General features: G+C 68.3%; 12 protein-coding genes. All 12 read left to right on the top strand.

Annotation, left to right across the window (positions count from 1 at the left end; all coding sequences use genetic code 11):
• Positions 1-684: 684 nt before the first annotated feature.
• Genes ACZ6MZ_RS31010 through nuoL form a run of 12 tightly spaced genes read left to right on the top strand, consistent with a single transcriptional unit; the run spans position 685 to position 13,409 of the window.
• On the top strand, positions 685-1,044 hold the full coding sequence (locus tag ACZ6MZ_RS31010; RefSeq protein WP_003992243.1) for an NADH-quinone oxidoreductase subunit A: 360 nt from the start codon (positions 685-687) through the stop codon (positions 1,042-1,044).
• A 19-nt stretch (positions 1,045-1,063) separates the two neighbouring features.
• Positions 1,064-1,618 carry a NuoB/complex I 20 kDa subunit family protein gene (locus ACZ6MZ_RS31005; RefSeq protein ID WP_389785953.1) on the top strand — a complete coding sequence of 185 codons (555 nt, stop codon included), beginning with the start codon at positions 1,064-1,066 and terminating at the stop codon, positions 1,616-1,618.
• The gene (locus ACZ6MZ_RS31000; protein ID WP_384185846.1) at positions 1,615-2,358 is read left to right on the top strand and encodes an NADH-quinone oxidoreductase subunit C; all 744 of its coding nucleotides are present in this window, start codon (positions 1,615-1,617) and stop codon (positions 2,356-2,358) included. Before ACZ6MZ_RS31005 ends, ACZ6MZ_RS31000 begins: the two co-directional genes overlap by 4 nt.
• On the top strand, positions 2,358-3,680 hold the full coding sequence (locus ACZ6MZ_RS30995) for an NADH-quinone oxidoreductase subunit D (RefSeq protein ID WP_384185843.1): 1,323 nt from the start codon (positions 2,358-2,360) through the stop codon (positions 3,678-3,680). Before ACZ6MZ_RS31000 ends, ACZ6MZ_RS30995 begins: the two co-directional genes overlap by 1 nt.
• A 50-nt stretch (positions 3,681-3,730) precedes the next feature.
• Positions 3,731-4,546: an NADH-quinone oxidoreductase subunit NuoE gene (nuoE, locus tag ACZ6MZ_RS30990; protein ID WP_384185840.1), complete on the top strand. Its 816-nt coding sequence runs from the start codon at positions 3,731-3,733 to the stop codon at positions 4,544-4,546.
• A complete protein-coding gene (gene nuoF, locus ACZ6MZ_RS30985; protein WP_384185838.1) occupies positions 4,546-5,907 on the top strand; it encodes an NADH-quinone oxidoreductase subunit NuoF in 1,362 nt (453 codons plus the stop codon). The genes nuoE and nuoF overlap by 1 nt, the downstream gene beginning before the upstream one ends.
• Positions 5,904-8,396, top strand: a complete 2,493-nt coding sequence (locus ACZ6MZ_RS30980; protein WP_389785947.1) for an NADH-quinone oxidoreductase subunit G — start codon at positions 5,904-5,906, stop codon at positions 8,394-8,396. Before nuoF ends, ACZ6MZ_RS30980 begins: the two co-directional genes overlap by 4 nt.
• The gene (nuoH, locus tag ACZ6MZ_RS30975; RefSeq protein ID WP_384185832.1) at positions 8,393-9,793 is read left to right on the top strand and encodes an NADH-quinone oxidoreductase subunit NuoH; all 1,401 of its coding nucleotides are present in this window, start codon (positions 8,393-8,395) and stop codon (positions 9,791-9,793) included. Before ACZ6MZ_RS30980 ends, nuoH begins: the two co-directional genes overlap by 4 nt.
• Positions 9,768-10,391 (top strand): NADH-quinone oxidoreductase subunit NuoI, encoded by a 624-nt coding sequence (nuoI, locus tag ACZ6MZ_RS30970; protein WP_384185829.1) that lies wholly within the window; start codon positions 9,768-9,770, stop codon positions 10,389-10,391. The genes nuoH and nuoI overlap by 26 nt, the downstream gene beginning before the upstream one ends.
• Positions 10,388-11,203, top strand: a complete 816-nt coding sequence (locus ACZ6MZ_RS30965; RefSeq protein WP_384185826.1) for an NADH-quinone oxidoreductase subunit J — start codon at positions 10,388-10,390, stop codon at positions 11,201-11,203. The genes nuoI and ACZ6MZ_RS30965 overlap by 4 nt, the downstream gene beginning before the upstream one ends.
• Positions 11,200-11,499, top strand: a complete 300-nt coding sequence (gene nuoK, locus ACZ6MZ_RS30960; protein ID WP_365638577.1) for an NADH-quinone oxidoreductase subunit NuoK — start codon at positions 11,200-11,202, stop codon at positions 11,497-11,499. The genes ACZ6MZ_RS30965 and nuoK overlap by 4 nt, the downstream gene beginning before the upstream one ends.
• Before the next feature lie 14 nt (positions 11,500-11,513).
• Positions 11,514-13,409: an NADH-quinone oxidoreductase subunit L gene (gene nuoL / locus ACZ6MZ_RS30955; RefSeq protein ID WP_389785944.1), complete on the top strand. Its 1,896-nt coding sequence runs from the start codon at positions 11,514-11,516 to the stop codon at positions 13,407-13,409.
• The last annotated feature ends 1 nt before the right edge of the window (position 13,410 follow it).

The following is a 13,410-nucleotide window of genomic DNA, read 5'->3' as shown; positions in this document are numbered from 1 at the left end:
TGATCACAGGGTTTCCGAGAAAGGTCCGGATTGCCCGCCACTTACCACCCCTTCACACTCATGGCCAAGCCCGCTTGTCGCGGAGGTTGAGTGGAGTGGTACAGGTCACAGTGTGATCACTGATCGGCGGTCCGGACGATCAAGGAGGCGCCTCCGGAGGGGCGATTGCGGAGTGCGCACGGCCGATTACGAGCAGTCCTCCGGCGCCGGCGGCGTCGACACCCGGTCGCTCGTGAACGCGTGCCGGTTGCTCGTGAACGCGTGCACGTGTCCACCCCATTTCCCGCGCCCCCTCGCGCGGGTGAGGCCCGGTGCCTTATCACTCGAAAGCAGTTACTCGCCAATTTGCCTGTATGGTGCAACGCTTGATAGCGAAGCAAGCCTCCGACCAGCGGCGATGGACATGGATGTCACATATGGTGATCGGTCAACGGCTTTGCGTGTGAAGATCACCGCTCATCCGACTTCATGATCCTTCGCCCGGTGGTGGAGATCACAAAGGTGTTGTCGTACCCCGTGTCGCAGATCACAGACCGACAGGCATAGGATGCGGGGCAGTCGGGCTTGTGAACTGCCTCACATGTAGACGATCTTCGGTAAAGACCGGCGATCCTCGGTGGGGCGGTGAAGTGAATCGCCCGGTGCGGATCAACGGTCAAGGACGACTGGAAGGAGCTGAGGGGCGTGAATGCCTACGCACCCATCCTCGTGCTCGGCGCCCTCGGGGCTGGGTTTGCGATCTTCTCCGTGGTCATGGCCACGCTTATCGGTCCAAAGCGGTACAACCGGGCGAAACTTGAAGCGTACGAGTGCGGCATCGAGCCCACTCCCACGCCGGCCGGAGGCGGCCGTTTCCCCATCAAGTACTACCTGACGGCGATGCTCTTCATCGTCTTCGATATCGAGATCGTCTTCCTTTACCCCTGGGCCGTCACTTTCGACGCTCTGGGGATTTTCGGGCTCGTGGAGATGCTGCTCTTCGTGCTCACCGTCTTCGTCGCCTACGCGTATGTGTGGCGGCGCGGCGGTCTGGAATGGGACTAAAGGGGCTGAGGGGCCACCAATGGGACTCGAAGAGAAGCTGCCGAGCGGTTTCCTGCTGACCACCGTCGAACAGGCCTCGGGCTGGGTGCGGAAGTCGTCCGTCTTCCCCGCCACCTTCGGCCTCGCCTGCTGCGCCATCGAGATGATGACGACCGGCGCCGGGCGGTACGACCTGGCGCGGTTCGGCATGGAGGTCTTCCGCGGCTCGCCGCGCCAGGCCGATCTGATGATCGTGGCCGGGCGGGTGAGCCAGAAGATGGCGCCCGTGCTGAGGCAGGTCTATGACCAGATGCCGAACCCGAAGTGGGTGATCTCCATGGGGGTTTGCGCATCATCGGGCGGTATGTTCAACAATTACGCGATTGTGCAGGGTGTTGATCATATTGTCCCTGTTGACATCTATTTGCCCGGCTGCCCGCCGCGCCCCGAGATGCTGATGGACGCCATCCTCAAGCTCCACCAGAAGATCCAGAGCTCCAAGCTCGGGGTCAACGCGGAGGAAGCGGCCCGTGAGGCGGAGGAGGCGGCCCTCAAGGCGCTCCCCATGATCGAGATGAAGGGGCTGCTGCAGTGAGTGACGAGCAGCGATCCGGACCTGGCGAACAGGAGTCCGGAAATAACGTTCCCTCCCCGCGTGACGACACCGGGGAGGTCATCGGCGTGCGGAAGGGCATGTTCGGCGCCAACAACGGCGGCGACACCTCCGGCTACGGCGGTCTCGTAAGGACCGTGACGCTGCCGGGCGCCTCCGCCCGGCCGTACGGCGGCCCCGACGGGGTCTTCGACGAGATCGCCGACGAGCTGGAAGGCGCTCTGGAGGAGCAGGGACTCGTCCCGGAGAACGCCATCGAGAAGACGGTCGTCGACCGCGGCGAGATCACCTTCCACATCGCCCGCGAGCATCTCGTCCAGGTCGCGCGCACCCTGCGTGACGACCCGGCGCTGCGCTTCGAACTCTGTACCGGTGTGTCGGGCGTCCACTTCCTGGGCGACACGGGCCGTGAGCTGCACGCGGTGTACCACCTGCGCTCGCTCACCCACGGCCGGCTGATCCGGCTGGAGGTGTCCGCCCCGGACGCCGACCCGCATGTGCCGTCCCTGGTCGCGATCTACCCGACCAACGACTGGCACGAGCGCGAGACGTACGACTTCTTCGGCCTGATCTTCGACGGCCACCCCGCCCTGACCCGGATCATGATGCCGGACGACTGGCAGGGCTTCCCGCAGCGCAAGGACTATCCGCTCGGCGGCATCGCCGTCGAGTACAAGGGCGCCCAGATCCCGGCTCCGGACCAGCGGAGGTCGTACTCCTGATGTCTGCTCCCCACGCAACGCCCCGCGCGACGACCGAGGGCACCGTATACACCGTCACCGGCGGCGACTGGGACGAGGTCGTCCAGTCCGCGGCCAAGGCCGACGACGAGCGCATCGTCGTCAACATGGGTCCTCAGCACCCCTCCACCCATGGAGTGCTGCGGCTGATCCTGGAGATCGAGGGCGAGACCGTCACCGAGGCCCGCTGCGGCATCGGCTATCTGCACACCGGTATCGAGAAGAACCTCGAATTCCGCAACTGGACGCAGGGCACCACCTTCGTCACGCGCATGGACTACCTGACGTCGTTCTTCAACGAGACGGCGTACTGCCTGGGCGTGGAGAAGCTGCTCGGCATCGAGGACACCATCCCGGACCGGGCCACCATCATCCGCGTCCTGCTGATGGAGCTGAACCGGCTCTCCTCGCACCTGGTCTGTATCGCCACCGGCGGTATGGAGCTCGGCGCGACGACGATCATGATCTACGGCTTCCGTGATCGTGAACTGATTCTCGATGCCTATGAGCTGATCACCGGCCTGCGCATGAACCACGCGTTCATCCGGCCCGGCGGACTCGCCCAGGACCTCCCCCCGGGCGCCGTCGACCACATCCGCGAGCTGCTGAAGACGCTGCGGAAGAACCTGCCGGAGTACGACAAGCTCGCCACCGGCAACCCCATCTTCAAGGCGCGCATGGAGGACGTCGGCTATCTCGATCTGGCCGGCTGTATGGCGCTGGGCGCCACCGGACCGATCCTGCGCTCCGCCGGGCTCCCGCACGACCTGCGCAGGAGCGACCCGTACTGCGGCTACGAGACGTACGAGTTCGACGTACCGACCGCCGACACCTGCGACGCGTACGGCCGCTTCCTCATCCGTCTCGAGGAGATGCGCCAGTCGCTGCGGATCGTCGAACAGTGCCTGGACCGGCTGGAGCCGGGACCGGTGATGGTCGCCGACAAGAAGATCGCCTGGCCCGCGCAGCTCGCGCTCGGCCCGGACGGCCTCGGCAACTCGCTCGACCACATCAAGAACATCATGGGCACCTCCATGGAGGCCCTGATCCATCACTTCAAGCTGGTGACGGAGGGCTTCCGGGTTCCGGCGGGCCAGGCGTACGCCGCCGTGGAGTCGCCCAAGGGCGAGCTCGGCGCGCATGTCGTCTCCGACGGGGGCACGCGCCCGTACCGGGTCCACTTCCGCGACCCGTCCTTCACCAATCTCCAGTCCATGGCGGCGATGTGTGAGGGCGGCCAGGTCGCCGATGTCATCGTCGCCGTCGCGTCCATCGACCCCGTGATGGGAGGCGTCGACCGGTGACCACCATGTCTTCCGGGGGGACCACCCCCGCATCCCCGACCAGCTTGGGTATGCCGCAGCTCCCCGCCCCCGACTACCCGGCCGATGTACGGGCCAGGCTCGAGGCGGACGCCAAGGAGATCATCGCCCGCTACCCCGGGTCGCGGTCCGCGCTGCTCCCGCTGCTGCACCTCGTGCAGTCGGAGGAGGGCTATGTCTCCCGTACGGGCATGGCCTTCTGCGCCCAGCAGCTCGACCTGACCACCGCGGAGGTCACGGCCGTCGCGACCTTCTACTCCATGTACCGCCGCAAGCCGAGCGGTGACTACCAGGTCGGTGTCTGCACCAACACGCTCTGCGCGGTGATGGGCGGCGACGCCATCTTCGACGAGCTGAAGGAGCACCTCGGCGTCGGCAACAACGAGACGACCGAGGACGGCAAGGTCACGCTCGAACACATCGAGTGCAACGCGGCCTGCGACTTCGCGCCCGTGGTGATGGTCAACTGGGAGTTCTTCGACAACCAGACGCCGGACAGCGCCAAGCGGCTCGTCGACGATCTGCGCGAAGGCCGCCCCGTCGAGCCCACCCGCGGCGCCCCCCTGTGCACCTACAAGGAGACCGCGCGCATCCTCGCCGGCTTCCCCGACGAGCGCCCCGGCGCCGTCGAGGCCACCGGCGGTGCCGGACCCGCGTCGCTCGCGGGCCTGCGTCTCGCCAAGGGTGAGGAGCCCCAGCCGCGCGTGGTCCGCCCGCGCGACTCCGGGGCCCCGCGTGACGAGCCGCAGCCCGGCTCGCAGCACCTCAGCTCGCACGACGCACCGCAGCAGACATCGGCCTCCGACCCGGCCAACCCGGCCGGACCCGCTGCCGAGGAGGGGGAGTGATGACCATGGCCACCGAGCTCGACGAGAACGGGACCAGCCCCGAGAAGCTCCTCGCGCCCGTGCTGTCCGCCTTCTGGGACCAGCCGGAGTCCTGGACCCTGGACACCTACGAGCGGCACGACGGGTACGAGGGCCTCAAGAAGGCCCTCGCCATGTCGCCGGACGATCTGATCGCGTACGTCAAGGACTCGGGTCTGCGCGGCCGCGGCGGCGCGGGCTTCCCCACCGGGATGAAGTGGCAGTTCATCCCGCAGGGCGACGGCAAGCCGCACTACCTCGTCGTCAACGCGGACGAGTCGGAGCCGGGGACCTGCAAGGACATCCCTCTCCTCTTCGCCAATCCGCACTCCCTCATCGAGGGAATCGTGATCGCCTGCTACGCGATCCGCTCGCAGCACGCGTTCATCTATCTCCGCGGCGAGGTCGTCCCCGTACTGCGGAGGCTGCACGAAGCGGTACGCGAGGCGTACGCGGCGGGCTACCTCGGCAAGAACATCCTGGGCAGCGGACTCGATCTCGATGTCATCGTGCACGCGGGCGCGGGCGCGTACATCTGCGGTGAGGAGACCGCGCTGCTGGACTCCCTGGAGGGCCGGCGCGGACAGCCCCGGCTGCGTCCCCCCTTCCCGGCGGTCGCGGGCCTTTACGCGTGCCCCACTGTGGTGAACAACGTCGAGTCCATCGCGTCCGTTCCCGCGATCCTCCATCGCGGCAAGGACTGGTTCAGGTCGATGGGCACCGAGAAGTCCCCGGGCTTCACGCTGTACTCGCTCAGCGGCCATGTCACCAACCCCGGCCAGTACGAAGGGCCCCTCGGCCTCACCCTGCGCCAGCTGCTCGACATGGGCGGCGGCATCCGGGCGGGACACCGGCTCAAGTTCTGGACGCCGGGCGGCTCCTCGACCCCGATGTTCACCGACGAGCACCTCGACGTCCCGCTGGACTACGAGGGCGTGGGCGCGGCCGGCTCGATGCTCGGCACGAAGGCGCTCCAGTGCTTCGACGAGACCACCTGTGTCGTACGGGCCGTCACCCGCTGGACCGAGTTCTACGCCCATGAGTCCTGCGGCAAGTGCACGCCGTGCCGCGAAGGCACCTACTGGCTGGTGCAGTTGCTGCGCGACATCGAGGCCGGCAAGGGACAGATGTCCGACCTCGACAAGCTGAACGACATCGCCGACAACATCAACGGCAAGTCGTTCTGCGCGCTCGGTGACGGCGCCGCCGCCCCGATCTTCTCCTCGCTCAAGTACTTCCGCGAGGAGTACGAGCAGCACATCAACGGCAAGGGCTGCCCCTTCGACCCCGCGAAGACCACCGCGTGGGCAGACCAGAACCCGCACCTGGAGGTGAACGCATGACAGTCACCACGTCTGCCCCCTCCGGAGGCGGCGAGGCGGCGGTCCCGCCCGAAGATCTCGTCTCGCTGACGATCGACGGCATCGAGATCTCCGTCCCCAAGGGGACCTTGGTGATCCGCGCCGCCGAGCTGCTCGGCATCGAGATCCCGCGCTTCTGCGACCATCCGCTCCTCGACCCGGTCGGCGCCTGCCGCCAGTGCATCGTCGAGGTCGAGGGCCAGCGCAAGCCGATGGCCTCCTGCACCATCACCTGCACCGACGGCATGGTCGTCAAGTCGCAGCTGACCTCGCCGGTCGCCGAGAAGGCCCAGCGCGGGGTGATGGAGCTGCTGCTCATCAACCACCCGCTGGACTGCCCGGTCTGCGACAAGGGCGGCGAGTGCCCGCTGCAGAACCAGGCCATGCAGGTCGGCGAGCCGGACACCCGCTTCGAGGGCAAGAAGCGGACGTTCGAGAAGCCCGTCCCGATCTCCACCCAGGTGCTGCTCGACCGTGAGCGGTGCGTGCTGTGCGCCCGCTGCACCCGGTTCTCCAACCAGGTCGCGGGCGACCCGATGATCGAGCTGCTGGAGCGCGGCGCTCTCCAGCAGGTCGGCACCGGCGAGGGTGACCCCTTCGAGTCGTACTTCTCCGGGAACACCATCCAGATCTGCCCGGTCGGCGCGCTGACCTCGGCGGCGTACCGCTTCCGCTCCCGCCCGTTCGACCTGGTGTCCTCGCCGAGCGTCTGCGAGCACTGCGCGGGCGGCTGCGCGACCCGTACCGACCACCGGCGCGGCAAGGTCATGCGGCGCCTGGCGGCCGACGACCCCGAGGTCAACGAGGAGTGGATCTGCGACAAGGGGCGGTTCGGCTTCCGTTACGCGCAGAAGCCCGACCGGTTCACGACCCCGCTCGTACGGAACGCGGACGGAGTCCTCGAACCGGCGAGCTGGCCCGAGGCGCTGGAGGCAGCTGCCCGCGGTCTGGGCGCCGCGCGCGGCCGGGCAGGTGTGCTGGCAGGCGGCCGGCTCACCGTCGAGGACGCCTACGCGTACGCCAAGTTCACCCGGGTCGCCCTCCACACGAACGACATCGACTTCCGCGCGCGCGTGCACAGCGCCGAGGAGGCCGACTTCCTGGCCGCCCATGTCGCCGGCCGAGGCCGCGATCTGGACGGTACGGGCCTCACGTACACCACGCTGGAGAAGGCTCCGGCCGTCCTGCTCGCGGGCTTCGAGTCCGAGGAGGAGGCGCCCGGCGTCTTCCTGCGGCTGCGCAAGGCCCACCGCAAGCACGGCCAGCGCACCTTCTCGCTCGCCACGCACGCCACCCGCGGTCTGGAGAAGGCCGGGGGCACGCTGCTGCCGGCCGCGCCGGGCACCGAGACCGAATGGCTGGACGCCCTGGCCTCCGGCGCCGGGCTGGACGGGGACGGCGCGCAGGCCGCCGAGGCGCTGCGCGCGCCGGGCGCCGTGATCGTCGTCGGCGAGCGGCTCGCCGCCGTCCCCGGCGGACTCACCGCCGCCGCCAGGGCCGCCACCGCGACCGGCGCCAGGCTGGTGTGGATCCCGCGCCGGGCCGGCGAGCGCGGCGCGGTCGAGGCGGGCGCGCTCCCCTCGCTGCTGCCCGGCGGCCGTCCGGCCACCGACCCGCGGGCCCGTGAGGAGACCGCGGCGGTCTGGGGCGTACGGGAGCTTCCGCACGCCTACGGCCGGGACACCGGCCAGATCATCGAGGCCGCCGCCACCGGCGCGCTGGGCGCGCTGGTCGTCGCGGGCGTCGAGCTCGCGGACCTGCCCGACCCGGCGGCCGCGCGGGCCGCGCTGGAGGCGGTCGGCTTCCTGGTCTCGCTGGAGCTGCGGCCCAGCGAGGTCACCGACCGCGCGGACGTGGTCTTCCCGGTCGCGGCCGTCGCCGAGAAGCCCGGCACCTTCCTCAACTGGGAGGGCAGGGCCCGGCTGTTCGAGGCTTCGCTGAAGCCGGAGCAGATGACACGGCGGCTCGCACCGAGCGACGCGCGCGTCCTGCACATGCTGGCCGACGCGCTGGATGTGCACTTCGCGCTGCCCGACCTCAGGGCCGTACGCGCCGAGCTGGACCGGCTCGGCGGCTGGGAAGGCCCCCGGGCCGACGGACCGCTGGAGCCGTCCAGGCCCGTGCCGCGGCCCGGCGACGGCGAGGCGGTTCTCGCCGGCCACCGGATGCTGCTCGACCAGGGCCGTCTCCAGGAGGGCGACGAGGCGCTGGCCGGTACCCGGCACGCCGTGGTCGCCAGGCTCTCCGCCACGACGGCCGCGGAGACGGGCGTCAAGGACGGCGACGAACTGGCCGTCACCGGCCCCGCGGGCACGGTCACGTTCCCGCTGCGGGTGACGCGGATGCCCGACCGGGTCGTCTGGCTGCCGCTCAACTCCACGGGCGGCGGTGTCCTCGCCGACACCGGTTCCCGCCCCGGCACGCTGGTCCGTATCGGCCCCGCCAACCCGGCACCGGAGGTGCGCGCATGACCGCCTTCGCCCAATTCGCGGCGGCCCCGCAGACTGTTCTCGCGGCCGAGGACCTGTCGCTGTTCGGCCGCGACCCGTGGTGGCTGGTGCTCATCAAGGCGGTGTTCTGCTTCGCGTTCCTGATGGTGACCGTGCTCTTCTCCATCGTGTGGGAGCGCAAGGTCGTCGCCTGGATGCAGCTGCGCATCGGCCCCAACCGGCACGGCCCCTGGGGCATGCTCCAGTCGCTCGCCGACGGCATCAAGCTGATGCTGAAGGAAGACCTGATCGTCAAGCGCGCGGACAAGGTCGTCTATGTCCTCGCGCCGATCATCGCCGCGGTGCCGGCCTTCATGGCCATCGCCGTGATCCCGTTCGGCCCGGCAGGCAACGAGGTCTCGATCTTTGGCCAGCGCACCACGATGCAGCTGACCGACCTGCCGATCGCGATGCTCTACATCCTCGCGGTCGCCTCGATCGGGATCTACGGCATCGTCCTCGCGGGCTGGTCGTCGGGTTCGACGTATCCGCTGCTCGGCGGGTTGCGCTCGTGCGCGCAGATGATCTCGTACGAGATCGCCATGGGCGCCGCGTTCGCCTCGGTGTTCCTCTACTCCGGGTCGATGTCGACGTCGGCGATCGTCGAGGCGCAGGCGGACCGCTGGTACATCATCCTGCTGCCGGTCTCCTTCATCATCTACATCGTGACGATGGTGGGCGAGACCAACCGCGCCCCCTTCGACATGCCGGAGTCCGAGGGCGACCTCGTCGGTGGCTTCAACACCGAGTACTCGTCGATCAAGTTCGCGATGTTCATGCTCGCCGAGTACGTCAACATGGTCACCGTCTCGGCCGTCGCGACCACGCTCTTCCTGGGCGGCTGGCGCGCTCCGTGGCCGATCTCCACCTTCTGGGAGGGCGCGAACCACGGCTGGTGGCCGATGCTCTGGTTCGTCGTCAAGGTCCAGCTGCTGCTGTTCTTCTTCATCTGGCTGCGCGGCACGCTGCCGCGCGTCCGCTACGACCAGCTGATGAAGCTCGGCTGGAAGGTCCTGATCCCGGTCTCGGTGGTCTGGCTGATGCTCGTGGCGACCGTACGGGCACTGCGGAACGAGAACTACGACTTCCAGTCGATCGTGCTGTACGTCGGCGGGGCGGTCATCGCGGTCCTGCTGATCTCCTTCATCGCGGACATCTTCCGCGACAAGAAGGAGAAGGCCGAGGCGGCGAACGAGCCGGAGCCTCCCGCCTTCGACCCGATGGCGGGCGGCTATCCCGTGCCACCGCTGCCGGGGCAGACGCTGCCGCCCGTCCCGCGCAGGCGCCCGCGCCGTGAGCGGGAGCTGATTGTCAGTGGCGGGGCCAATACTGTGAGTGACGGTACCGAGAGTGATGGAAAGGAGGCTGACGGTGTCTGACTCTTCGCAGGGGGACGCCCCCCGTACCCCCCGGAATCCGGTGGCCGGCTTCGGCGTGACCTTCAAGGCCATGTTCAAGAAGCGGCTGACCGAGCAGTACCCGGAACAGGAGAAGGTGACGGCGCCGCGCTTCCACGGCCGGCACCAGCTGAACCGTCATCCGGACGGTCTGGAGAAGTGCATCGGCTGCGAGTTGTGCGCCTGGGCCTGCCCGGCGGACGCGATCTATGTCGAAGGCGCGGACAACACCGAGGAGGAGCGCTACTCCCCGGGCGAGCGGTACGGCCGCGTCTACCAGATCAACTACGCCCGCTGCATCCTCTGCGGACTGTGCATCGAAGCCTGCCCGACCCGGGCGCTCACGATGACCAATGACTTCGAGCTGGCCGACAGCTCCCGCGAGAGCCTCATCTATACGAAGGAGCAGCTGCTCGCCGGGCTCGAGGAAGGCATGGTCGAGTCGCCGCACTCGATCTTCCCGGGCACGGACGAGCAGGACTACTACCGGGGTCTGGTCACCGAGGCCGCTCCCGGCACGGTCCAGCAGACCGCGGTGAGCAAGGGCGAGACGCCGTCCGACAAGGAGGCCGGTGCATGAACACGCTCGCCGCCGCCTCCACCACCTCGACCGGCGAGGCCGTCCAGTTCTGGATCCTCGGCACGGTCGCCGTGATCGGCGCGCTCTGCACGATCCTGATGAAGAAGTCCGTGCACAGCGCGCTGTCGCTGGCCGCGACGATGATCGTCCTGGCGGTCTTCTACCTGGCCAACGGGGCGTACTTCCTGGGCGTCGTCCAGATCATCGTCTACACCGGCGCGATCATGATGCTGTTCCTCTTCGTGGTCATGCTGGTGGGCGTCACCGCCGCCGACTCCCTCAAGGAGACACTCAAGGGCCAGCGTTGGTGGGCCGCCGCCTGCGGGCTCGGCTTCGGTGTCCTGCTCATCGGCGGGATCGGCCACGCCTCGCTGAACTCCTTCACCGGACTCGCCCAGGCCAACGCCGGCGGGAATGTCGAGGGACTGGCCGCTCTCATCTTCACCAAGTACGTCTTCGCCTTCGAGATCACCGGCGCGCTGCTGATCACCGCGTCCGTCGGGGCGATGCTGCTCACGCACCGCGAGCGCACCGAACGGGCCAAGACGCAGCGGGAGATGGCCGAGGAGCGCGTCCGTAAGGGCACGCAGCTGCCGCCGCTGCCGGCCCCCGGTGTCTACGCCCGGCACAACGCGGTGGACATCGCCGGGCTGCTGCCCGACGGCACCCCGTCCGAGCTGACGGTCAACAAGACGCTCAAGGACCGGGGTCAGATCCGCGATGTGTCGCACGAGGCCATCGCGGACCTCAAGGCGCTGGAGCAGCGGTCGGCGGAGCGGCTCGGCCGCGAGGAGGAGGAGATCAACAAGTGAACCCGGTCTACTACCTCTATCTCGCCTCCCTGCTGTTCACCATCGGTGCGGCAGGCGTGCTGATCCGGCGGAACGCGATCGTGGTCTTCATGTGCGTCGAGCTGATGCTCAACGCCTGCAACCTCGCGTTCGTCGCCTTCTCCCGGATGCACGGCAATCTCGACGGCCAGATCATCGCCTTCTTCACGATGGTCGTCGCCGCCGCGGAGGTCGTGGTCGGGCTCGCGATCATCGTGTCGCTGTTCCGTTCGCGCCACTCGGCCTCGGTCGACGACGCCAGCCTGATGAAGCTCTGAGGGGTCGCTGAATCGTGGAGAACTTGATTGCGCTGCTCGTCGCGGCGCCCCTACTGGGAGCTGGAGTCCTGCTGTGCGGCGGCCGCCGGCTCGACCGCACGGGCCACTGGCTCGGCACACTGCTGGCCGCCGCGTCCTTCGTGATCGCGGTGGTGCTGTTCAGCGACATGCTCGGCAGGACCGGTGAAGACCGCTCCCTGCACCAGCATCTGTTCAGCTGGATTCCCGTCGAGAGCTTCCAGGCGGACGTCGCCTTCCAGCTCGACCAGCTGTCGATGACCTTCGTCCTGCTGATCACCGGTGTGGGCACTCTGATCCACATCTACTCGATCGGGTACATGGAGCACGACGAGCGGCGGCGCCGCTTCTTCGGCTATCTGAACCTGTTCCTGGCGGCGATGCTGCTGCTGGTCCTGGCCGACAACTACCTGCTGCTGTACGTGGGCTGGGAAGGCGTCGGTCTCGCCTCGTTCCTGCTCATCGGGTTCTGGCAGCACAAGCCCAGCGCGGCCACGGCCGCCAAGAAGGCCTTCCTGGTCAACCGCGTCGGCGACATGGGTCTGTCGATCGCGATCATGCTGATGTTCACCACCTTCGGGACTTTCGCCTTCGGGCCGGTGCTGGGGGCCGCGGGGGACGCGACCGAGGGCAAGCTGACGGCGATCGGCCTGATGCTGCTGCTGGCCGCCTGCGGCAAGTCGGCCCAGGTGCCGCTGCAGTCCTGGCTCGGTGACGCGATGGAGGGCCCGACCCCGGTCTCGGCCCTGATCCACGCGGCGACGATGGTGACCGCGGGCGTGTATCTGATCACCCGCTCCGGCGTGATCTTCAACGCCGCCCCGGACGCCCAGCTGGCGGTCGTGGTGGTCGGAGCGGTCACGCTCCTCTTCGGTGCGATCGTCGGTTGCGCGAAGGACGACATCAAGAAGGCCCTCGCGGGTTCGACGATGTCGCAGATCGGCTACATGATCCTGGCGGCGGGCCTCGGCCCGATCGGCTATGTCTTCGCGATCATGCACCTGGTGACGCACGGCTTCTTCAAGGCCGGTCTCTTCCTCGGCGCCGGTTCGGTCATGCACGGCATGAACGACGAGGTCGACATGCGGAAGTACGGCGGCCTGCGGACGTACATGCCGGTCACCTTCGTCACCTTCGGCCTCGGCTATCTGGCGATCATCGGCTTCCCCGGCCTGTCGGGCTTCTTCTCCAAGGACCTGATCATCGAGGCGGCCTTCGCCAAGGGCGGTACGCAGGGCTGGATCCTCGGCTCCGTGACCCTGCTGGGCGCCGCGATCACCGCGTTCTACATGACCCGCGTGATGCTGATGACGTTCTTCGGCGAGAAGCGCTGGCAGCCCGACGAGAAGGGGAACGCGCCGCATCCGCACGAGTCCCCGCGGTCCATGACGATCCCCATGATCATCCTGGCGTTCGGCTCGGTCTTCGCCGGCGGGTTCTTCTCCATCGGTGACCGCTTCCTGCACTGGCTGGAGCCCGTCACCGGACACCGGCACGGCAACCCGCCGATCAGCGCCGGCACCGTCACCGCGGCCACCATGGTCGTCCTGGTGATCGGTGTCGCCATCGCCTGGGTGATGTACGGACGCAAGCCGGTCCCGGTGACCGCCCCGCGCGGCTCGCTGCTCACCCGCGCCGCCCGCCGCGATCTTCTCCAGGACGACTTCAACCATGTGGTCCTGGTCCGCGGCGGCGAGCACCTCACCCGCTCGCTCGTCTATGTCGACCACACCCTGGTCGACGGAGTGGTCAACGGCACCGCGGCGTCGTTCGGCGGGCTCTCGGGCCGGCTGCGCAAGCTGCAGAACGGCTACGCCCGCACCTATGCGGTCTCGATGTTCGGAGGTACGGCAGTGCTCATCGCCGCGACCCTGTTGATGAGGGCGGTGTAAA

Source organism: Streptomyces sp. NPDC042201, assembly GCF_055582185.1.
This window is presented reverse-complemented; position numbering and strand designations above follow the sequence as displayed.